Origin of the sequence: Enterocloster citroniae, assembly GCF_040545455.1 — a bacterium.
GTDB classification, from domain to species: Bacteria; Bacillota; Clostridia; order Lachnospirales; family Lachnospiraceae; genus Enterocloster; species Enterocloster citroniae.
On sequence record NZ_JBEPLZ010000021.1, the window covers coordinates 71,287 to 93,421 of the forward strand.

At 48.6% G+C, this 22,135-nt stretch carries 15 protein-coding genes; 12 read left to right on the forward strand and 3 right to left on the reverse strand.

Going from position 1 to position 22,135, the window contains the following annotated elements; all coding sequences use genetic code 11:
* Positions 1–65: 65 nt before the first annotated feature.
* The 7 genes from ABID13_RS21545 to ABID13_RS21575 all read left to right on the forward strand — a co-directional run bounded on the left by ABID13_RS21545 (position 66) and on the right by ABID13_RS21575 (position 14,376).
* Positions 66–1,772 carry a carboxypeptidase-like regulatory domain-containing protein gene (locus tag ABID13_RS21545; RefSeq protein ID WP_048930277.1) on the forward strand — a complete coding sequence of 569 codons (1,707 nt, stop codon included), beginning with the start codon at positions 66–68 and terminating at the stop codon, positions 1,770–1,772.
* A gap of 27 nt (positions 1,773–1,799) precedes the next feature.
* On the forward strand, positions 1,800–2,291 hold the full coding sequence (locus ABID13_RS21550) for a signal peptidase I (protein WP_048930276.1): 492 nt from the start codon (positions 1,800–1,802) through the stop codon (positions 2,289–2,291).
* Entirely contained in the window at positions 2,288–2,851 is a 564-nt protein-coding gene (locus ABID13_RS21555; RefSeq protein WP_048930275.1) for a hypothetical protein, read from the forward strand. The genes ABID13_RS21550 and ABID13_RS21555 overlap by 4 nt, the downstream gene beginning before the upstream one ends.
* A gap of 12 nt (positions 2,852–2,863) precedes the next feature.
* Positions 2,864–3,640: a hypothetical protein gene (locus ABID13_RS21560; RefSeq protein ID WP_048930274.1), complete on the forward strand. Its 777-nt coding sequence runs from the start codon at positions 2,864–2,866 to the stop codon at positions 3,638–3,640.
* 53 nt (positions 3,641–3,693) lie between these two features.
* Positions 3,694–10,689, forward strand: coding sequence for a hypothetical protein (locus ABID13_RS21565; RefSeq protein ID WP_048930273.1), 6,996 nt, complete (start codon positions 3,694–3,696; stop codon positions 10,687–10,689).
* A gap of 119 nt (positions 10,690–10,808) precedes the next feature.
* A complete protein-coding gene (locus ABID13_RS21570; protein ID WP_045093993.1) occupies positions 10,809–12,212 on the forward strand; it encodes a GntR family transcriptional regulator in 1,404 nt (467 codons plus the stop codon).
* A gap of 181 nt (positions 12,213–12,393) precedes the next feature.
* Positions 12,394–14,376: a L,D-transpeptidase family protein gene (locus ABID13_RS21575; RefSeq protein ID WP_242849266.1), complete on the forward strand. Its 1,983-nt coding sequence runs from the start codon at positions 12,394–12,396 to the stop codon at positions 14,374–14,376.
* Between the two features lie 41 nt (positions 14,377–14,417).
* On the opposite strand, the gene ABID13_RS21580 is transcribed toward ABID13_RS21575, so the two are convergent.
* Positions 14,418–14,774: a hypothetical protein gene (locus ABID13_RS21580; RefSeq protein WP_152649086.1), complete on the reverse strand. Its 357-nt coding sequence runs from the start codon at positions 14,772–14,774 to the stop codon at positions 14,418–14,420.
* 7 nt (positions 14,775–14,781) lie between these two features.
* Between ABID13_RS21580 and ABID13_RS21585 the strand changes: the two genes are divergently transcribed.
* Complete coding sequence (locus tag ABID13_RS21585; RefSeq protein ID WP_156200108.1) at positions 14,782–15,009, forward strand: hypothetical protein; 228 nt, start codon at positions 14,782–14,784, stop codon at positions 15,007–15,009.
* A gap of 101 nt (positions 15,010–15,110) precedes the next feature.
* On the opposite strand, the gene ABID13_RS21590 is transcribed toward ABID13_RS21585, so the two are convergent.
* The gene (locus tag ABID13_RS21590; protein WP_048930272.1) at positions 15,111–16,097 is read right to left on the reverse strand and encodes a LysR family transcriptional regulator; all 987 of its coding nucleotides are present in this window, start codon (positions 16,095–16,097) and stop codon (positions 15,111–15,113) included.
* 186 nt (positions 16,098–16,283) lie between these two features.
* Here ABID13_RS21590 and ilvD point away from each other — a divergent pair, with 186 nt between their 5' ends.
* From ilvD to ABID13_RS21610, 4 genes are all read left to right on the forward strand, one after another.
* Positions 16,284–17,951, forward strand: coding sequence for a dihydroxy-acid dehydratase (ilvD, locus tag ABID13_RS21595; protein ID WP_048930271.1), 1,668 nt, complete (start codon positions 16,284–16,286; stop codon positions 17,949–17,951).
* Positions 17,952–17,980: 29 nt separating this feature from the next.
* Complete coding sequence (locus ABID13_RS21600; protein ID WP_048930270.1) at positions 17,981–19,306, forward strand: GntP family permease; 1,326 nt, start codon at positions 17,981–17,983, stop codon at positions 19,304–19,306.
* Between the two features lie 21 nt (positions 19,307–19,327).
* On the forward strand, positions 19,328–20,221 hold the full coding sequence (locus ABID13_RS21605) for a dihydrodipicolinate synthase family protein (RefSeq protein WP_048930269.1): 894 nt from the start codon (positions 19,328–19,330) through the stop codon (positions 20,219–20,221).
* A 186-nt stretch (positions 20,222–20,407) separates the two neighbouring features.
* The gene (locus ABID13_RS21610; protein ID WP_045093999.1) at positions 20,408–21,835 is read left to right on the forward strand and encodes a DUF512 domain-containing protein; all 1,428 of its coding nucleotides are present in this window, start codon (positions 20,408–20,410) and stop codon (positions 21,833–21,835) included.
* Positions 21,836–21,838: 3 nt separating this feature from the next.
* Here ABID13_RS21610 and ABID13_RS21615 read toward each other — a convergent pair whose 3' ends face one another.
* On the reverse strand, positions 21,839–22,096 hold the full coding sequence (locus ABID13_RS21615; RefSeq protein WP_048930268.1) for an HPr family phosphocarrier protein: 258 nt from the start codon (positions 22,094–22,096) through the stop codon (positions 21,839–21,841).
* Positions 22,097–22,135 lie beyond the last annotated feature (39 nt).

The window sequence follows — 22,135 nt, forward strand, 5'->3', positions numbered from 1 at the left end:
CAAGCCGCCGCGTTTTTTCTCTTAGACCGAATATCAGCCGTGTCTGCCGGCAGAGGAGAGGGATTATGATCAAAAAACATCCGAACAGTTTTGTTCCTGAAAAGAAGGCAGGGGATCATAAATGGATCCCCGTACTGCTGTTATTTCTGCTTATGCTTTTGTCATCCTGTGCGGCTGGATATATTCTTGGCAGGTCTGCATTTCCGGGATCATCCGGTCAGAGGATTGATACGATACTCCTCACGCCTGACGGAACCGAAGGAGAGTCTGCAATACAGCAGATATTCCATTTGACCGGAAAGATCAATTATACCAATGGCCGGCCCTATGCACGGGGGCGGGTCCAGCTCCACAGTGAGCCCAGGGAAACGGTTACGGATGCGGCTGGAGGTTTTTCATTTTTCCATGTGGAAGGCGGAGAACATCAGGTCCGGATCTTAGACCCGGCAGGCAATGTCTTGGGAGAGCGGAGCATTGACCTTTTTGCGGCTCAGGCGGATTCGGGAGTCAATGTAAGCCTGAAGGAAAGCGGGAAGTACACCATAGAAGTTGCCGTGGATGTCAGGATGCTGGAAGTGGTGATTGAGCTGGATGAAGAGAACAGCACATTGTATATTGATCCGGAGAAACTGACCTACCTGACAGAGGACGGCCGTATAGTGACCCCCACAGGAGAAGCGCATAGAAGGGAGGGGACCCTTGTAACACCCGGAGGTGCAGTGGTCAGCGCAGACGGAACTGTGATTGCGCCGGCAAGCGAAGGTCCTTTGGGCATTGCTCTTCTGACCCCTGAAAATGAAGTGGTTTATCCGGATCAGGATCAATCACTGCCCGATGGGACCAGGATAATGGAAAACGGGAACATCATACTGCCGGGCGGAACGGTCATAGAGAGAAATAATAGTGGCACAGAAATCCTGACCCCGGACGGACAGCGTGGGCAGCCGGGAGCAGGCGGCGTTGTTATATCCGGGGATAATCAGGTGTCTCCCATTGGATCAGGTACAAAGGCACAAGGGGATCCGGATGAAAGCATATCAGGAAGCATATATGATGCAGATGGAAACGGGGAAAAGCCGGAAAAAAGGGAAGAACACGGCGAAGGAAACAATGGGGAAATGAATGGCGGCGGCGGAAGTAACGGAGCGGCGAGCGGAGACAGCAGTGGTGGAAATAACGGAAATACCAGCGGAGACAGCGGTGGTGGAAATAACGGAAATACCAACGGAGGAAGCAGCGGAAGTAACGGAGATACCAACGGGGGCAGCGGCGGCGGAAACAGCGGGGACACCAACGGAGATGGCGGAAACAGCGGAAACACCGGTGATCATGAAGATGAAGGACCGATCCCGAATTTTTATGTGAGCTGGACACAGGGCCAGGAAATCCAATTGTTTTCCGGTCCGGCCGGAGATGATCAGACTCTTTTGCCCGGGGTGGAGGGCAGCTATCCTTTTAAACTGGAAAATAAAAATGATTTTAATGTTACATGTAACCTGTCAATTCAGGAAGGAAGTATTCATATTCCCATGCGTTTCCGGATCGTAACCGAAGGGGACAAAAAGCCCCTTACCGGCTGGTGGGATACGCAGAAAGGCAGCGCTGTAAAAAGTGATACCCTGCGCCTGGGTGCAGGTGAGAGCCATTCCTATGTTCTGGAGTGGAAGTGGCCGTATGAGAGCGGAAATGATGGGATCGACACGGCGGCGGGCGAAGCAGGTGAGTCTTATAGGGTCAGGCTTAAAATATCAGCCCAGCAGGAAGCACCTTAATCTGAGGGCGGGAAAGGAGATGTCTGAATGGGATGCATGGGAAAATGTTTACGCACAGCGGTTTTGGCCTCATTGGTTATAGCAGTACTGCTGAACCTTTGCTTCTTTATACGGCCTGAGCTGTTTGGGTGGTCCCGGGCAGTCATTCTTTCCGGCAGTATGGAGCCGTCAATGTCAATCGGTGACCTGGTCATTGTTCAGCGTGAGAAGGAATACAGGGTGGGAGACATTGTTGTGTTTGACAGCGGAGGCTTGTCAGTCACTCATCGGATTTTGGAAAAGGCACAGGAAGGATTTGTGACAAAAGGGGATGCCAATAATGTTCCGGACAAGGAACTGCTTTCTGAAAATCATATCATAGGAAGGGTGGCTGTTGTGATTCCTATGGTTGGGAAGGCTGTACTATTTTTGAAAAATCCAGCAGGAATGATGTTGATCATGATGCTTGCCATATGGCTTATTTGGGGGGCGGATGTGGTCAGGATGGTTAAGGGGCCAGGAGGGGATCTATCAGAATGAGAAAACATTTGACAAAATCCAGAATTGTGGGATATGGTTTGCTGCTTGCCGCAGCAGGCATATCTGCCTGGTCTCTGTCCTATGCGCGGTTTACGGCACAGGCGGATGGAACGGCCGCCGCTTCTGTGGCAGCCTGGGGCAGCAGCAGCACTGCCATTGATATTCATGTAAACGGGCTGCGCCCTGGTAAAACGAAGGATTACATATTTTCAGTTACGAACATGGAAGATGGAGTGATAAGTGAAGTTGGGCAGGACTATTCCATCGGGGTGGAGACCACCGGCAATCTTCCTTTGGAATTTGCGCTCACCCCTGAGATCAGCAGCCCCGATCATGGCGGAACATTTGCGGAGACCGGAGAAAATGGAAAATTAACTTTAAATAACGGAATGGCGGTTGTAAAGGGCGGTTATCTGCCCCATTCTGTTTCTGTTATTCATACGTATACGCTGGCTGTTACATGGCCGGAGGAACAGACGGGCACTGAATATGCGGATGAGATTGATTTGGTGACACTGACGGTCAGCTCGGAACAGACCATTCCGGTTGAGCAGCAATAGGAGGCGTCTGAGATGAGGAAAATGGGCAGAAATGGGAAAAGAACGGTTCTGATATTGGCCATTGCTTTTATGCTCCTTCTGTTTCTGGCAGGAATAGCGGCTGCACGTTATATGAAAGAGGAGAGTCAAAGCGGTGTTGTAGAGGCACAGACATTTTACTTTGCCAGTGACCTGTTAAATGAAGACGAAGGCCTGGCTGTATATTTTATTGATCCTATGGCGGAATCCTTAACAATCCAGCTCTGTAATTTTGCGGATTCACAGCGAGTAACATCCGCGGATATTACGTATAGAGTGAGTGTGACAGGAGGCACTGTTAACGGCGATACTGCCGTGATAAGCGGGACAATGAATGCAGGTGAAAAGACTCCTGTGCCGCTTGTGGTTACGCCCACAACCAAACCTGAAAACAGTGGGGGACCATTGGAATTAGAAGAAATAAAGGTAGTTGCAGAATCAGAATCGCCTTATAAAAAGACGCTTACAGGCGTATTTAAAAGGCAGCTGGGTAACCAGTATGTGGTGGAGGATGAGGCTGGCCATATTGCAGCGGTGCTGACCATGGTCTGCGGGGATGGTGAAAAAGATATAAGGATCACATTGCCGTCAGGTGTGATACCGGATGAAGCTGACATCCGTATTAAGGATTATAAAGATGATCAATGTACGTTTCGTTCGCCCGGATATGGGATCTATTCATTGGTATTGCTGAAATCAGAGGACGATATAATAGTGTCGGGTCAGGGTTCATTTGCAGATGCCATTGATCTAAGCAGAACGGACGGGTGATGTCCGTGGTCAAATGAGTATAACAGTCATTTTTTTGCAGCGGAGGGAATGAGATGGATAGGAAAAGCCGGAAACATCAATTGAGGAGGCAAAGATACGATGGGCAGCGTATGCTGGCGTTGTGTCTTGCTTTATGCCTTATATTGAGCAATCTGAACTTTGGGTCCATGCTGGCATATGCGACAGAAGGAAATAAAAAATCCTTTGACATTGGCGGTGATGTGAAGGCAGTCCTGAAAGACGGCGTGCTGACCGTTAGAGGATATGGTGATACAAGAGATTTTACCGGAGATACCGCCCCCTTTTCGGAATATGCGGATGAAATCCATGCATTGGTCATTGAGGATGGGATCACCTATATCGGCGATTATTTATTCTATGGATTAGGTGGACTGCAGGGAGAGCTGATACTTCCTGAAAGCATTGTGGGGATCGGTGACTATGCGTTTTCAGGAGAAAGCCTGGACCGGGCACCGGGATTTACTGTGATCCGCAATGAATTTGAGGGAGGAGAGATCACAGAATGGAAAAAGGCAGAGCCGGAAGAAAGTGAACCTGTCCAACCGGCCACCCCATCTCAGGCAGAGGAAAAGGACCAGCCGGACCAGAAAGAGTCAGACCCTTCAGCGAAGGAAGAACTGGATCAAACCACGAATAAGGAACCGGATCAGGAAGAACCGGACCAGACCGCAGCGGATAAGCCGGATCAGGAAGAACCGGACCGGACCGCAGCGGATAAGCCGGATCAAGAAGAAACAGACCAGACCACGAAAGGTGAAACTAAAAAAGAGGAATCAAAGAAAGCAGAAACCCGGAAAGAGGAGCCGGACCAGGAGAAAACAGGGCAGGAAGAACCGGACCAGACAGAGCGGGACCAGACAGAGCCGGACCAGACAGAGCCGGAGAAGCTGTTTTCAGTCACTGCCAGGATAGAAAATTATCAGGTTCCCCGTGTGGGGGAGGGAATGGCGGAAGAAAATCCAGATATTTCAGGGGGAGGCGATTCCTCTGAAGGAAAATCAGACAGCGGCATAGAGAATGTTGATACAAATGGCGGCAGTTCAGACGCTGCCGGAGAAAACGCCGGTACAAGTGATGGTACTCCGGACAACTCCGGGGAAAACACCGATACCGGCAAAGGTAATTCAGACACTGGTGGAGATAATTCCGAAGACAATTCTAAAGACAATTCCGGAGATAATTCTGAAGATAACTCAGAAGACAACACCGAAGATAATTCTGAAGATAACTCAGAAGACAACACCGAAGATAATTCTGAAGACAACTCCGGCTCATCCGATACCGCCCCGGATTTACCGGGAGATGATTCTTCCCAGAACAGCAGCGGCAAGGAGCAGGATAATGGCTCATCCAAGGACGACAGCTCTGGCAATGAAACCAATTCCACGGCCGGGGATATAACAGGGACATCAGAAGATGATACGGTGAATCCTGATACGGGTAACCCTGACAAGGAGGATGGCCAAACCCAGGATTTTCCTTCCGGGATTGAGGCAGGAAAGGAAGATAAAGGGAGTAACACCAAAAAGGATTCCAATACCCATAAGGATAAAGATCCGGATTATGACATTGAATATATTTCACAGCAGAAGATAGAGAATCCGGAAACAATTTTCTATGAGGGACAGACCGGTATGGTCATCTGCTCTCCGGATAATGATACATTTATTGAAGCAGCGGAATGTGCCGGTTATCTGATGGCGGACAGTTATATTACAGTGGCCCTGGATGATGTGGCGGAAATGGAACTTCCGGCCCGTGAAGGTCAGATCTGTCTGCCGGAATGCCCGGAAGAAATAACGTCCCCATGGGATGATAATGCCCTTTTTTCCACAGAGTTTGCCGGGTGGACCTTGGCACCGGGGACAGGACCGGAGGAAGCATTGGCGCCCGGAGCGTATATGGATGTGGGAGAGGACGTTTATCTAAGCCTGTATTCCGCATGGAAGGCCATTGGAACATGCCAACTGGGTGTTAAGGCGGACCGGGAAGGGGAGCGCGCGGTCTACACCTTGATCAATAAGGATACAGAAGAAGCTGTAAAAAGCCTGGACGGATATGCCTTTTTGTATCAGTGGCAATGTTCTGAACAGGATGGGGATATCCGGGAGGATGGGGGATGGGAAGACATCACCGGCGCGGACTCTCCTGTATATGAGCGTCTGGTAGAAGCGGGAGATATCACAAAGCGGTTCCGCTGTGCGGTGACGCCCCTTCAGCTGGCCAGGACTTTTGGAGCAGAGAATCCTGATACACTGTACTCGGAACCTGCAAACGGTGTGGCCGTGCTTGAAACAGTCTATGTGGACCAGACCAATGGAAACGACAGTAATCCAGGCATAGAGAGCGCCCCGGTTAAAACAATTGAGGCGGCTGCTGCAAAATTAAAGCCCGCTGATGAGGGCGGAACTGCGGATAACAACCAGATTATTTTACTCCAAAATTATGACTATGACGCTGTGTCCCATTTTTTAAAGGATGTTCCGGTTCCTGTGACCATTAAAGGAACCACAAAGAATACTAAATTTTTCAGCACCACAGCAACAGCAACAAGTGAGTTCTATCTGTATGAAGATATCGCCTTTGAGTCATTGATCTTGGGGGACATGGGCCATATATACGGCAATGGATATAGTATACTCATTGGAGATGATGTTACGTGTAACGGATTGTATTTGTACGGAGCATCAAAAGACGGGACATTGACAGTCAAGCCGGGCAGAATTGAAGTCCGCAGTGGCCGGTTCAACAGGATTATCGGGTATATACGGAGTAAAACATCGTTTGACGCAAATGATAACGAGGCGGTTATCACAGTGGACGGAACCGCAGTTGTCAGCAGTATCGTAGCCGGAAGCGCCAGCGGGGAAATTAAGAATGGAAATGTGAGCGTCAATATTAAAGGAGGAACAGTAGCAAAACTGATCGGCGGATGCCAGGGTTACACTACTGTGAAAGCCCCCTATAGCGGTAATACAACGATAAATATTTCAGGCGGGTCTGTTACGGATGTCTATGGTGCTGGTTCGGGAAGGAACACAGCGATTCCAACCTATCAGGGAAAACTGGATATTCATGTAACGGGAGGAAATGTCGCAAATATCTATGGTTCCGGTTCCGCCGCATATGTGGTAAGCGGCGGAGAGCCGTCAGTGGTAAATATAGAGGTATCAGGGGGAACTGTGGGAAATATATATGCCGCAGGCATAGGCGGAGATTCGGAGGTGAGCGGCGGCAATGAAGAAAACGGTACCCCGGCATCTGAGTTTGGAAGCTTAACCGGACAAGCGAACATTACCATAGACAATGACGCTGTTATAACAGGCAGTATATATGCAAGCGGTAAAGGCTATATTGACAAAGAGTACGGCAAGGAAAACGCATATCTCAATGGGGAAGCCAATATCACGGTGTGCGGAGGCACGATCCGGGGCAATATCTACGGCGGAGGCCAAGGCGTCAGCAAGACAGGGTATGAAACATGTGCCCGTGTATGTGAGGATACCAAAGTAGCGGTTGAAATAAAGGACGGAGTTGTGGAAGGCTATATCTACGGGGGAGGAAAGACAGCCCAGGTCCGGGGGTCAACAAAAGTAATGATCAATGGGGGAACCGTCAAAGGAAATGTTTACGGAGGCGGGGAGGAAGGACTCACATATGGGAGGACTGCTGTACATATGACCAACGGGACGGTAAACGGCTCCATATATGGAGGGGCTCTGGGAAAGACAGATGACCGCTTTGTTTACGGAGGCTCCACCGTTAATATGGAAGGCGGATGGGTGCGGGGAAATATCTATGGAGGAAGCGAACTGAGTAATGACGGCAAAAGCGGAGTCCAGGACGAGACTTCCGCAGCCGGTCTTGTGTTTGTGAATCTGACAGGCGGTACGGTTACCGGAAAGGTCTTTGGCGGAGGATTTCAGGGGATTGTCAATGGATCCACTCATGTCCACATTGGATCAGGGGCCGTTGATAAATGTAATTATTATAAATCCCATGCAGACGAAAAGCCGGTTTTGGGTGCATCTGACCTGGTTGTGGGCGGTTCGGTCTATGCGGGAGGAGATTACGGAGGTGACGGCGCTGATCTGGACTATGACACTATAACAGTGAACGGTTTTTCCCATATTTATATTGACGGAACCGGATATGGCTTTAATGGGGCCGGTGCCGGAAAGATGGAGATAGGGGGAGGCGTGTTTGGCAGCGGTGCATCCTGTGATGCAGGTGACGTGCGTCTGGTAACGCTGGATCATTTTGGCACGGCTGCCCCTGACACGGGTCAGCCGGAGCAGGTTAGCGGCGCAGTCACGTCAATACAAAGAGCGGATCAGGTACGTCTGATCCAGTCCCATGTCCGGCTGGCCGGCCAGTCGGATGTTGCCAATTCCAATCAGACGGCCCTTTATTCATTAAACAGGATTGGAGACAAGGGGAATTTCGAGAACCTGGGTAAACTAGGGAACAGCCTGGTTTTAGAAGATGGAAGCACATTGGTATTGGATTCAGCATCCAACGGGGTGGCAAACCTGAAAAGTATGGATCAAACTGAGGATCATGCGGTGACTAAAGATACCCTTGCGGATATTCCCAATACAGTGGTCCTTGCCACAGGAACGGTATTTCGTATTTCCAGCACAGCCCAGGACGGCTCTGAGGAATACGGTGCTGTTACAGGATATTTTTATATGATCGCGGGAGATACGGCAGAGGCATATGCATTTGCCAGAGTAAAGACCTCAGACCTGAATCCATCGGATGGAGGGTTTGTAGTGCCCGGAGAAGATATGGAACTGGGGTACACCAATATAGGAACATTGTACCGCTACTGGAAAGTGGCCGGGGAAAATGCCAGCGCTACACGCCATGTGGTTCTGACTGCCCGGAATTTGGGGGATGCGGGTCAGGGCGAGGATGGATTTGCTGTTGCAGAAGGTACCATCGAGCTTCCTCCCATAGATGATACGCAGGATTCCAGATATGTTATCAGTGAGATTACGCTGTCGGATAAACTGGCTTTGGTGGATGCAGGGCTGGACCAGGAGACAGGGACATGGATTACATCAGGTGTGGATATTGATGAAACACAGGAAAAAGAGAGGATACAAAACACACCGGCAACCACTTTTGGGTTGATGATGCGGCAGGAGCTGGGAGACGGGGATGTGATGTCCAGAGTCATTTCCGATAAAACGGCGCTTAAGAACGGCAGTAACTCTGTTATTGGAAAGGATTGGGATTACACGGCGCCGGTCCAGGATAGTACAGGTATCCCCAAAATTGAATTTAATCTGACCTATTACAATGACGGCATCCGGGTAAGTCAGAACCTGGGAACTGTGACCGTGGTGGTGGAACGCTATGCGGGAAACAACCTGATGGAAGTGGTAACCTTGAATGTGGAGATCGTCACCAGAGCAAGTGCGCTGTCAGAACAGACCGTTGATCTCTATGCAACAGAGAGCGGAAGCTATACGGGAAGAATGGTGATCCCGGCGGATTCCAGCAGAAGCCTGAGCCTGGCCGGAATAAAGGTACCTGAAAGCGGGATTGCCTTAAAAGCAGTGAAAGCTGATCTGGAAGGTTATGATGTGGCAATTACATTGCAGCCTGTTCAGAGCCAGGGGTGGAATACTGCAAATCTGATGAGTGAACCATATGATCTGTACACATATGACAAATCATTGGGCGCGGTCTTTCTCGGCACCACGGACAGCCGGTATGAGGCGCCAATGGATTTTGTGCTATACAATAATGGTGATTTTACGCCTAAGGACACGGATGAGATTATTTTGACCCTGACGGACGGGGATGGAAATCAGGTGCCTGTCACACTGAATATACATTGGAAGGAATCCATTGTTTCGGCTATCGGGATGGCGCCAGGAAAACAATATAATGGCATGATGGATACCGGACCGGTGGTGATATCCCGGGAGAGTTCTGTTACAGCGGCCTTTACCCTTCAAAATCAGGATTCTGTCATTGGCGCTTCCGGCGTGTGGCTGGAGCTGCAGAATGGAGATGGATCAAAACATGAGCTGCCGGCCGGTACAAAGCTTACACTTCTGAGCGGAAGCCAATGCTATCTCTATACTGTAATGGGAACGGAACAGGACGGGAAAATCCCGCTGAATCATTTTACACAGATGTGGGAGAGCAATAAATTCACAGAAAACGTTGCCTCTAAAACCATTACAGTCATAGTATCATTTGACGGAACAAGCGGCCTGAAACCGGATGAATATAGTCTCAGACTGCGCAATGACACGGGAGCTGACTCCAAAGGAGGGGATTTTACAGTCAATAATTCAATGGCTGCAATAACACTGGGCAGCCAGGGCGGTTTTTCCAGAGGAGAACACAGCATAAGCATATCCGTTTCCGTACAGCAGGATGCACGTCTATCAGACAAAACCGCAGTGGTGCTCTCATCGCAGGCGGGGAAAGAGTTCCCCAAGGGGACCGTATTTATTTACGGAGACAAAAACTACTATCCAATTAATGGAAATGTGTACCTGATCCTGAATGAAAACCAGGACCAAACGGTTATTATGGATACGACCCATACAACGGGTTTATCTTTGGAAGGCAATCGTATGGAGGCTCAACTTTTCGCAGTAGGTATAAATGCCGGTAAAAGCCTTATCAGCAGTACCGGGGTATCCTATGAAGTAAAGGCTGATCCCGTATATAACCTTAGTGTGGAAGCAGACGAAAAAGAGGGACGTGTGGCTGCACCGGGAACAGTTATCCCATTTACGGTATCATATTTAATGGAATACGTGGAACAGCCCACAAAGATTCAGGTTGAGGTCAGGAAAAAAGAAAACGGTACATATATTGGAGTTGAAGGCTGGGAGATAAAGGGCAATACAAAAATCGACCCGGGAGAGAATCAAATGACAGAGGATAATGCTTCTGTTACAATTGCTGTTCCTCAAAATGCACAGGACGGGACCTATCGACTTATCTTTATTTTGGGAGATCAAAGCGCGTTGTATAATATAATCGTGCAAAAATAAAAACAAGAATTTACAATACATTAAAACAACTGCAAAAGAAGGGAACGCGCCGCATAGGATTGGTCCGGTCATGATAATGCTGGCCAAATGACATGAAAATGCCGGCCCGGTGAAACGATATGTATACAGATGACGGGCTATACCGTGTGATTTACGAATATTTTGAATCCAGAATCCTTTTTGCGGTATATAAATGCGGCGAATGTCTGCCGTCTATCCCGGAGACAGGGCGGTTTTTCCATATGAGTCCTGCCGCCGTTCATTCGGCCCTGGAACTGCTGGTGCGAAAGGGCCATATAAAAATGACCGGCAATCAGACAGCGGTGGTTACATATGCGGCTAAATCAGGCGATGTAAAGGAACATGCAGCAAAGTATTTTGCCCTCCGTGAAGAAGGGATCAAAGATATGATCCAATCGGCCCCGCTGCTTATGGGGCCATTGTGGCTGGAGGGACTTAGGAAAGGGACGCAGCAGGACTGGGATAAGATACGGAATGCCCTTGCCTTTCCCTCACTGGGGGTCATATCAGTATTGGTGGAACTTTACAGCCTGACTTTGGGAACGCTGAATAATAAGCTGATCCTGAACCTGTTTTGGGAAGAAATCCGCTATCTGCGTTTCCCATATCTTACGGATAAGCGGCTGGAAAACCAGGAACCGATGAACACGGGGATGTCCAATCATGAGATCATTGAGTTATTGAGGGAGATCTTTTTTGGCTCATACAAAGAATTGATGGATGACCTGTCCCGCTTTATCAGGGAGGAAGGAACTAAATATTTAATTGGCAGCAGCAGGATTCCCTTTCAGTGGAATATTTACCGCCGCAGGCCTCAGATCAAATATTCCCTTGCAGGCCATCTCATCTGGGAAGTGGTAAAAGGGGAATATCAGATTGGCACCTATCTTCCCTCCCTGCCCCAGATTGCCCAAAAGTATCATGTATCCGTGGCCACGGTACGGCGCACCCTGGAACTTTTGTCACAAATGGGAGTTACCCAGTCATTCCATGGAAAGGGAACCCTGGTGGTTATGAGAACAGCCAAACTGAATTTCGGGATGCCCGGTATCCTGGAAGGAATGAGCCTATATCTGGAAAGCCTTCAGATTTTTGCGCTGACGATACGTGATATTACAATGTATACCATTAAGGAATGTACGGCGGAGGAGCTGAAGCGCCTGACCGGAAAATTTACCCAACTCATTCAGGAAAAAAGAGTGCATCTATGTTTTGAAGCGTATTTTAAATGGATTGATCAGTATTGCCCTCTGGCAACCGTACGTGAATGCTATCATAAGCTGCAAAGACTGCTGACCTGGGGATACCCGGTGATGCTGTATCGGATCAGAAACCAAAACATTCAGGCGAGATATACAGGATTCGCAAAGGAGATAAGCACATTGCTGTGCGAAAACAGGCTGGAAGAGTTTTCGGATGCCTGGAGGCGGATCATGGAGCAGGAGGAACGGGAGGCCCGTAAATTCGTATCCGATGTGAAGCCGAGACCAATATCCCGCTGATAATTTGAATGATCATACCAAAGAAGGACCGTGCGCCATGCGCCGGTCCCTCTTTGCTTGCTGACCGAAATTATACGCCATACAATTCTCCGGTTCTCGCAATACAAAGTTAATGCTACAATATTGCTATGAAAATGCAGCAGAAAAGCGTCAGTTTATAATAGAGAGGGATATCAGCAACATGAATGAACGGTTGGAAAGATCCAGGAGCGCGGCTAAGGGCCAGGGCAGCCCAAGCCGGGGAAAACAGAGCGTGGGCGGAGAGCGGAAACCATACACATCTGGGAAACGGAAACGCCGCGGTAGAAAGCGGCAGAGATGTATCAGACGTATGATACAGGTTTTAGTGATTGCAGCAGTGGTTGTTTATTTGCTATTCAGCCTGAAATATAACAAAGTGTTTCTTCCTAATACCGTGATAGGGGGGATCTCTGTATCAGGGATGGATCTGGAGGAGGTCAAGTCAAAGATCACCGAAGGTATCAGCGGCTATGAACTGGTGGTGGAGGAGAGGGACGGAAAAGAGGAGCGTATCCTGGGCAGGGACATTGGTCTTGCACCGGTCTTTGACGGATGCCTGGAGACAATACTGGAATATCAGAATCCACTGTTATGGGGAATCCGATGCATTAAGGGGGAGGAGTACGGGCAGGATTATATGGTTTCCTTTGATAAAGGGAAGTTTGAACAGGAGGTTCTTAGTCTGGCATGCCTGAAGCCGGAGCAGACCAGGGAACCGGAGGACGCACACTTGGCCTATGTCAGCGGAGAGGGACTTCAGATCATTCCGGAGAAATATGGAAATTGTCCGGATCCTCAGCTGCTTTTGGAAGAGACAGAAAAAGCAGTTGCCGGTTTACAGCAACGGATCTCACTGGAACAGGCAGGCGTTTATAAAAGCCCGGAAATCCTGGAACATGATCCGGATCTTAAATCCAGGCTGGAGCGCTGGAAACCATATGCGGATACGGTTGTGACCTACCGGTTTGGAAGCCGCAGCGAGGTGTTGGATGGAACTGCCATTATGCGGTGGCTGTCCGATGACGAAAACGGAACAGTGGTGATAGACAGGTCAAAGGCAGAGGCATATGTCCAGGGGCTGGCAAAGAAGTACAATACAGCCTATAAAGCAAAGGAACTTAAGACCTCCTATGGTCCCACGGTGTCCATTACAAAAGGGCATTATGGCTGGATGATCGACCAACAGAAGGAAACAGATGAATTGACAGCAATCATCCTGTCCGGCAAAAGCCGGGAGCGGGAGCCAGTGTATCTTCAGACAGCGGCCAGCCATGACGGCCCTGATTACGGAACCACTTATGTGGAAATGAATCTTACAGCCCAGCATTTATACTATTATAAAGACGGAAGGCTGCTGGTCGAATCTGATTTTGTCTCCGGTAATGAGGCAAAGGGATGGAGCACTCCGGCAGGCGCTTACGATTTGACCTATAAGCAGAGAAATGCGGTTTTGAGAGGAAAGAATTACAATACGCCGGTCACATATTGGATGCCGTTTAACGGGAATATAGGAATGCATGACGGTTACTGGCGTTCCAGCTTTGGGGGGACGATCTATAAGAAAAATGGATCCCACGGCTGTATCAATCTTCCTCCGGCTGTTGCAAAAACCATATTTGAGAACATTGAAGCCGGAATCCCGGTGCTCTGCTATCACCTGGAAGGGACAGAGGAGGAAAAAACAACCAATATATCCTCCGGAAAAACATCCCCATCCGGCCAAAAAGAAGACACAAAGCCCACATCGGCGGATATGCCGACAGCCCAGGACGTTCAGATGCAGACAGGGGATGGGACAGGGAAGGGACAGGGGGATGAGACTGGGAAGGGACTGGGGAATGAGACTAGTAATGAGGCAGAGAATGGGGCAGTAGATGGGGCAGGAAATGAGGCGGGGAATGAGTCAGTGGAAAATGGGACCCCACAATCAAATTCCCAGACTTCAATCGAACCTGGCATAGGTTCGGGTATGGAATCCGGGCCGGATATAACCCCTGGTTCGGGTGTGGATGCCGGGATTGTTCCCGGTACCGGCAGCAAAATTGGGCCTGGCGGTGACGGTGAAGCAGCCATGGCAGGACCGGAAAACATAGGACCGGGGGCGGAAGAGAATACCGTCAGGACAGTGGCCCCCGGGCAGTAAAGCCAGGATTTGCTGCTGATATGTAAGGGATTGTTCTTTAGTTATATAAATACAGCATGATCCGGACCAAAATGCTGCAGGATAACCATGGGTTCCGCCAGGCCGTTGTTTGCAATCCGTACACCGTTATTGGCCCGCCGCCTGCTTACAAAGTATTCATCGGCTGTTTTGCTGCCGACTCTCATCATGTTTACAGCTTCGGCTTGATATGGGCCAAATGTTCCGTATCCCTGAATGATGATACAGCCATAGGCAGCCTGGTCTTTTAACAGTACCTCATGGCCGGGGATGACGGTTACTTCCTTTGCGGTTATGTATTCATTTCCATAGCATATCCACTTTTCAATCAGGCCGTCCTGCTCATGGGGAAGTTCTACGGACGGCCTGAAATATTTCAAGTACCTGATGCAGTTCCAAAGTGACATACTGGACACGCCGGTCCTTGTGCCCCAGGTGGAAGAACTGTCCGGCATGGGAGCTGCCTATGCTGCCGGATTCGGGCTTGGCATATATGGACAGGAAGTATTTGGCTGCCTGAAATATGATCGGTATGATGTGAAAATGGATGATCAGATGAGAGAAAAGATGCATCATGGCTGGCAGGAGGCTGTGGGCAGGGTGGTGTCGCGGTAAGGTAAGAGTAAATACTTCATAATTAAACAGTGAAGAATGACAGAGACGGTCATCCGTAACAGGAGGATCGTCTCCTTTAGATTTATCACAACATCAAGATATCACACCGAGACAGAATGCCGGATCAGGTAACGTTCAATTTCCATGTTTTCTTTTATGAGGAAATCCTTCAGCATTCTGACAAAGGTGGACATGTGAAGCAGGGGCTGCGCATCACGGTGGGTTATGATCTCCACGTTGAGCTTGTGATTTAAGTTCTTAATAGGAAATACATGCATTTTCATTTCGTTGGGCAGCATCCGGTTCATCTGGATCAGGCGGATCAGATGAAAACAGGGGGTGATGGTTGCGTAAAGCCCGGTCTGGCATAACTCAATGAGTATATCAAAATTACTGGCTGAAATAGGAATCTTTAATTCGATATCATATTTCATCAGGAACTGGCTGATGGCATAGGTAGTGGTGCTGGTATTATGGCCCTGAACAAACGGAACCTCTTTAAAAAGGCTTAAGTCAGCGCCTTTTGGAAATTCCGACATTCGGGTTTCATATGTATCGGGAAAGTAAGTGCGGAGCAGAGTATCTGATATGACCAGATACAGGGAATCTTCGCATACACCGGCTCTGTTGAACATTACATGCTGGCTTGTGTCCACACCCAGGAAGATATCCAATTTGTTGTTGATAAGCTGGAGTTCCAGACGCTTTGTATCATTAAGCTGTACCTGCACGTCTACATTGGGAAAGTCCTTTTGAAACTGCGGAATAAGCTTTGGTATAATGATTCCGCCCCTGGTGGAACTGACGCCAAAATTGATCGTGCCCCGCACCCCTTCGCTGATGTCGCACAGTTCATTGATCATACTGTCCTCCAGCGCCTGCATCCTTGAAAGGTATCTTAACATGGCATGGCCTTCCGGGGTCAGCTGCAGCCTTGGTTTTCTTTGGAAAAGTGTTACATGATACATCTCTTCCAGGCGTTTGATATGATCACTCAGGCACTGCTGGGTCACAAAAGCGCGTTCCGCAGCCCTGGAAAAATTCAGTTCCTCCGCTGCCAGCAGAAACATCTTAAATCCATTTGTCATGACGATTTCTCCCTTCTGATAACCAGAATAGCATATTGAGATGGAGTACACAAGAAATATCTTGTGTACTAGTGTCTATTTAACTGTTTTTCATTTATAAATGAATGAAATATAATAAATATGTAAATAAAACAGCGCTGTACAATAGATAATCTGGTCAGTTTTGATAAGTAGAGGAGAGGGATAATGGAAAAATGGAAATGTTCACGTGTAGATGATCCCCAAGAAGCATATTATGTAGGTCTTATGAATTCTTGTGGTTATCGGACGGAGGACCTGCGTAAACCGATCATTGGGATTGTCAATTCCTATACGGATGTGAATCCGGGCCACAAGCCGTTGGGGGAACTTGTTAAATATGTAAAAGAAGGTATTTGGTGCGCAGGCGGTGCCCCGGCTGAGTTTAATGTTCCGGCTCCCTGTGACGGGATGTCCCATGGGGAAGGAATGCATTACATATTGCCTCAAAGGGAGTTGATAGCCGGTTCCGTAGAGGCGATGGTCAATGCAAATTCCTTTGATGGCCTGGTGTTTTTGTGCTCGTGTGATAAGATCGTCCCAGGTATGCTGATGGCTGCCGCTTCCCTGAATAAACCCTGTATGTTCCTTACCGCCGGCTCCATGCTGCCTTACGAGGGGGAGGAGAGGACATACGTAACCCCTGATCTGAAGGAGTCCATCGGTGAGAGAAATGTGGGTTCCATATCAGAGGATACATTTACTGTATTGAAGGAAAATATATGTTTTTCCTGCGGGACCTGTTCCATGTATGGAACCGCCAATACAATGGGGGTATTTTCAGAAGTCATTGGTCTGGCACCCATGGATTCCACCACAATGCTGTACTGTTCTGCGGCAAAATATAAACAGGCCAGGGATGTGGGGGAACGGATCGTGGCATTGACAAAAGAAGGAGTGACATTTTCCCACATTGTAACGGAGAATTCCCTGATCAATGGTCTGCGCCATATATCGGCAACCGGCGGTTCCAGCAATGCGCAGCTTCATGTGTGTGCAATTGCCAAAACCATGGATCTGAACCTGGATATGAAACGGTTTGATGAGATACAAAAGGATGTGCCGTGTATAGCAAAGTTTAAGCCTTCATCCCAATATAGCATTTACGATTATTATAAAGCCGGCGGTGTGGGGGCAACCTTAAAGAGTATAAAGGATTACCTGAATTTAGACGAAAAGCTTGCCACGGGAGGTACTTTAAAAGAGTATCTGGATAAATTCAACAGGAAGGTGGATAAAGCGATCATTCACGATGCTGATGATCCGCTGTATCCTGATGGATGCTTTGCCGTCCTTACAGGAAACCTTGCTCCTAAAGGATGTGTGGTAAAGAAAAGCGGTGTGGAGCCGTCCATGTTTTTTCACAGGGGACCGGCGGTATGCTTTGATTCAGAGGAGGATCTAAGGGATTATATGGTCCATAAGACCATCCGGCCGGGGAGCGTTCTTGTGATCCGCTACGAGGGCCCTAAAGGCGGGCCGGGAATGCGGGAACTTTCCATACCGGCGGCCATGCTGGTGGGAATGGGGCTTCACACATCAGTGGCAATGATAACGGATGGAAGATTTTCCGGTGCGACCAGGGGGCCGTGTGTGGGCCACATCACACCGGAGGCATGGGAAGGAGGCCCCATTGCTGCAGTTGAAGACGGGGATATCATAACCATTGACCTGGATAACAGATCCATCAATGTGGAGCTTACACAGGAAGAGATCAGTGACCGGCTTAAGCGTGTAAGGAGGCCTGATCATCCGGCAAAAGGGGTTGTAAAGGCATTCCGCTCCATGGTTTCAGGAGCGGATGAAGGAGCGGTATGGTTATATAGGGAAAAATAAAATAATGGGAGGGGTTTACCGTGCAAACAATGATAGTATTTTTATTAGGGCTGGCAGTTATGCTGTTTCTGATGATCAAGACCAAACTTGGTCCGTTTATGAGCATGCTTTTAGGAGGCCTGATCATTGGTATGGGCTGTGGTGTCGGATCATCAGAAACGATCAATGCATTGACAGGAGGTTTTGGAAATACATGTAAAAGCATAGGTCTTGTCATCATATTTGGGACCATCCTTGGGACCTATCTGGAGAAATCCAATTCATGCCAGAGAATTGCGACCTCACTTCTAAAGGTTACAGGTGAAAAGAACGCCAGCGTTGCACTGGCAGCAACAGGATATCTTGTATCAATTCCTGTATTCTCAGATGTTGCACTTATTATGCTGTCGCCAATCATCAAGGCAGTTTCAAAAAAGACTGGGAAGGTGCTCTGTGTCTTTGCCACACTGACAGCCTGTGCCCTTTTATGTACCAATGCTTATGTTGCCCCAACGCCTGCGCCCCTGGCTGTGGCAGCGGTCATCGGACTGGATGTGGGGACATCCATTGCATACGGTTTGGTGGTAGCTGCAATATCCACAGTAACAGCCGGATTGTTCTGCATGCTGTTTTTGGATAAGAAGCCTGCCGGCTATTTTACCAGCACAGATGACACGGGTAAGAAGGAGGCGGTGGCAGCCAGTGTGGAAGAATCACAGATGCCGTCATTTATAGAGGCGATTCTGCCAATCCTGATTCCGATCATCTTGATCGTAGTAAATTCAATCTGCGGGATGGCTTTGGCGAAGGAATCACCGGTGCTTGCCTTTACCGGTTTTGTAGGGGATAAGAATATCGCACTAGTGATCGGCATTATCTCAGCGATCCTTCTCCTGAAGAAAAAACTTCCTGAAGGAGAGACCTTTGGAGCAATTGGGGACGCGCTAAAAACAGCCGGCCCAGTTATCTTCATCACGGCAGCCGGCGGTGCATTGGCAAAGGTGGTGGATGCCACAGGGGCGGGACAGATGTTCGCAGATGCGCTGGCGGCAAGCTTTTTACCAGTGATCCTGATTCCGTTTCTGATCACTGCATTGTCTAAATTTGCCCAGGGTTCTGGTTCGGTAGCAGCCCTGCTGGGCGCTTCCCTCTCCATTCCTTTGATCGAAGCAGGGCTTATGAGCCCGATCGCAGCATTTATATCGATCTCAGCCGGTTCTCATTGCGGCTCCCATGTGAATAACAGCTTTTTCTGGGTGTTTGCTGAATTCTTTGGCTATGATACAAAGACAACCCTTAAGACCCTTTGCGTTGCCCAGAACGTGGTGCTGGCAGGTACCGGACTGCTTTGTGCCTGGGTGATCAGTGTGATTTAAAACTTGATGGAGGTAAAAAAGATGAGTAATTTTCAATTTAAGGGAGTGATCCCGCCGATGGTTACACCTTTTAAGGAAAATGGGGATGTGGACTATGATGCATTTGTACACAATATTGAAAAATGGAACAATACGGGGTTAACCGGTTATCTGGTATTAGGCTCCAACAGTGAAACCTGTTATTTAAACAGGCAGGAGAAGGAAGAACTGATACGGCTGACAGTAGAACATGCAGCAGACGATAAATTTGTTATGGCAGGGACCGGACTGGAATCCATACGCCAGACGATTGAACTTACTAACCGTGCAGCCAGCCTGGGGGCGAAGAGCGCTCTGATCCTTACCCCCTGCTTTTTCGGAAGCAGTATGGACAGCAATGCACTGATCGATTATTTTACCCAGGTGGCGGACCACGTGGATATCCCTGTACTGTTGTACAATGTTCCTAAGTTTACACACGTAAATATTGAGGCGGATGCGGTACAGAAACTTGCATCTCATCCCAACATTCTTGGAATGAAGGACAGTTCGGGAAATGTACTTCAGCTGGCTGCTTATAAAAGAGTGACACCGGATTCATTTAACGTAATGGTGGGCACTGCCGGCGCATGGTATCCGGCATTGACTCTGGGAATAAAGGCAGGTGTCCACGCGTTGGCCAATTGCTGCCCGGACGAATGTGTTAAGATCCAGGAACTGTTTGACGGGGGAGACTGGGAAGGGGCCAGGGATCTCTATCAGAGGATGTTCCCGGTCAACGGCGCGGTGACAGGTACATATGGCATTGCCGGACTTAAATATGGCTGTGACCTGATGGGATATAAGGGAGGTCATGTAAGAAGACCTCTCCAGTCCTTAACAGATGAAAAGAAGACAGCACTGAGGAATATCTTTGAATCAGCGGGGCTGCTGTAGAGAGCGACAACCGGAGGCTGTAATCCTATAGATGAATCAGCGGCAATAAAGCTTGAGGATAAGGCTACAATTAAATTCTCTAACCCGGGAACCCAGCCCATGCCCCTTGACAGCCGGCATCATCTTTGTTATATTCGGATACGAACATAAAGGAATGGCGTCAGCTGGAACAGGGAGTACAATTGGATGAAAAAGAAGAGCGGACATATCATAAAAGAAGTGTATCCTGATTCGATCGCAGAGGAGATGGAGATTGAACCGGGAGATACACTACTTTTGATTAATAATGAGGAAATAGAGGACGTATTTGACTACAGGTACATGATCAAAGATGAGTATGTTGAGGTGGTCATCCGAAAACCGGACGGAGAGGAGTGGCTTCTGGAGATCGACAAGGAGTATGATGATGACCTGGGCGTGGAGTTTGAGAATAGCCTGATGAGTGATTACCGTTCTTGCAGCAATCAATGCATTTTCTGTTTCATTGACCAGATGCCGCCCGGAATGCGGGATACATTGTATTTTAAGGATGATGATTCCCGTCTATCTTTTCTGCAGGGCAACTATATCACCCTGACCAATATGAAGGAGAAGGACATAGAGCGGATTATACGGATGCAGTTGGCACCCATTAATATTTCTGTCCAGACGACAAATCCGGAGCTTAGATGCAAGATGCTCCATAACCGCTTTGCAGGGGAAAAATTGAAATATCTGAAAATGCTGTACGATGGCCATGTGGAGATGAACGGGCAGATTGTGTGCTGCAAAGGTGTAAATGACGGATCGGAGCTGGAGCGCTCCATCCGTGACCTGGCTGAATATCTTCCGTTTTTAAGAAGCGTTTCCGTGGTTCCGGCAGGTATCACAAAATATAGGGAGGGATTATTTCCCATTGGGCTGTACACCAAGGAGGAGGCAGGGGAGATCATTGATCTGATAGAAAGCTTCCAGGAGGGGTATTACCGGCAGTATGGGCTTCACTTTATCCATGCCAGTGACGAGTGGTATATAACAGCAGAAAGGGAGTTTCCGGAGGAAGACCGGTATGACGGCTATATCCAGCTGGAGAATGGCGTTGGCATGATGCGTTTGTTCATCAATGAGTTCCGGGAAGCCCTAAGTGATGTTACAGGGAGTTCGGAATACAGCGCCCTTAAAGGGGCGGTAAGCCGTACCCTGACCATTGCAACCGGAAAGCTGACATACCCCACCATTTGTGAGTTTGCAGCTCAGCTCATGGAGGCATTTCCAATGCTTACCATCCATGTTTTCTCTATCCGCAATGATTTCTTTGGGGAAACCATAACGGTGTCCGGTCTGATCACAGGGCAGGATCTGATCAAGCAGCTGAAAGAGCGCAAGGACAGGGGAGAGTATCTGGGAGATGTGCTGCAGATCCCCTCCAACATGCTTCGGATGGGGGAACAGGTTTTCTTAGACGACCTGACTGTGGAGGATGTGGAGCGGGAACTGGGGATGAACGTTGTGGCAGTGGAATCAGGAGGACGAGAGTTCATTGAAGCTGTTCTGGACCCTGAGTACAGGATGGAGCGAAAAAACGATAATTTTGTTTATATTCAGGCATATGATAGGGAGAAGGAGAGACGTTAAGAATTAAAGAAATCGGCGGAAAAAAGCCTCCAGTTCCATGGCGGCCAGATCCTCATCCTCCCCCTCAATATTAATAGTGACAGTATCCCCCTGTTTGATCGACATGGCCATGACCTTGACGGGTCTGGCCATATCTGTTTCTGTGGAGCTTTTTATGATGGATATGAAACTGTTATATTTGTTGGCTTCCTGAGCCAGAAGCGCGGCAGGGATGGCATGGATCCCATGGGCTGCTTTGATCGTATAGGAAAATTGTTTCATATCGGATATACCTTTCCATTAAAACAGATCATTTAAAAC

What these genes read in the sequence shown, in the direction of transcription:
- ABID13_RS21615 (WP_048930268.1), bottom strand. Translation starts at nt 22,096, where the DNA reads ATGAAACAATTTTCCTATACGATCAAAGCAGCCCATGGGATCCATGCC.
- ABID13_RS21570 (WP_045093993.1), top strand. Translation starts at nt 10,809, where the DNA reads ATGTATACAGATGACGGGCTATACCGTGTGATTTACGAATATTTTGAA.
- ABID13_RS21560 (WP_048930274.1), top strand. Translation starts at nt 2,864, where the DNA reads ATGAGGAAAATGGGCAGAAATGGGAAAAGAACGGTTCTGATATTGGCC.
- ABID13_RS21585 (WP_156200108.1), top strand. Translation starts at nt 14,782, where the DNA reads ATGCAGTTCCAAAGTGACATACTGGACACGCCGGTCCTTGTGCCCCAG.
- ABID13_RS21600 (WP_048930270.1), top strand. Translation starts at nt 17,981, where the DNA reads ATGATAGTATTTTTATTAGGGCTGGCAGTTATGCTGTTTCTGATGATC.
- ABID13_RS21590 (WP_048930272.1), bottom strand. Translation starts at nt 16,097, where the DNA reads ATGACAAATGGATTTAAGATGTTTCTGCTGGCAGCGGAGGAACTGAAT.
- ABID13_RS21545 (WP_048930277.1), top strand. Translation starts at nt 66, where the DNA reads ATGATCAAAAAACATCCGAACAGTTTTGTTCCTGAAAAGAAGGCAGGG.
- ABID13_RS21555 (WP_048930275.1), top strand. Translation starts at nt 2,288, where the DNA reads ATGAGAAAACATTTGACAAAATCCAGAATTGTGGGATATGGTTTGCTG.
- ABID13_RS21565 (WP_048930273.1), top strand. Translation starts at nt 3,694, where the DNA reads ATGGATAGGAAAAGCCGGAAACATCAATTGAGGAGGCAAAGATACGAT.
- ABID13_RS21610 (WP_045093999.1), top strand. Translation starts at nt 20,408, where the DNA reads ATGAAAAAGAAGAGCGGACATATCATAAAAGAAGTGTATCCTGATTCG.
- ABID13_RS21605 (WP_048930269.1), top strand. Translation starts at nt 19,328, where the DNA reads ATGAGTAATTTTCAATTTAAGGGAGTGATCCCGCCGATGGTTACACCT.
- ABID13_RS21575 (WP_242849266.1), top strand. Translation starts at nt 12,394, where the DNA reads ATGAATGAACGGTTGGAAAGATCCAGGAGCGCGGCTAAGGGCCAGGGC.
- ABID13_RS21550 (WP_048930276.1), top strand. Translation starts at nt 1,800, where the DNA reads ATGGGATGCATGGGAAAATGTTTACGCACAGCGGTTTTGGCCTCATTG.
- ilvD (WP_048930271.1), top strand. Translation starts at nt 16,284, where the DNA reads ATGGAAAAATGGAAATGTTCACGTGTAGATGATCCCCAAGAAGCATAT.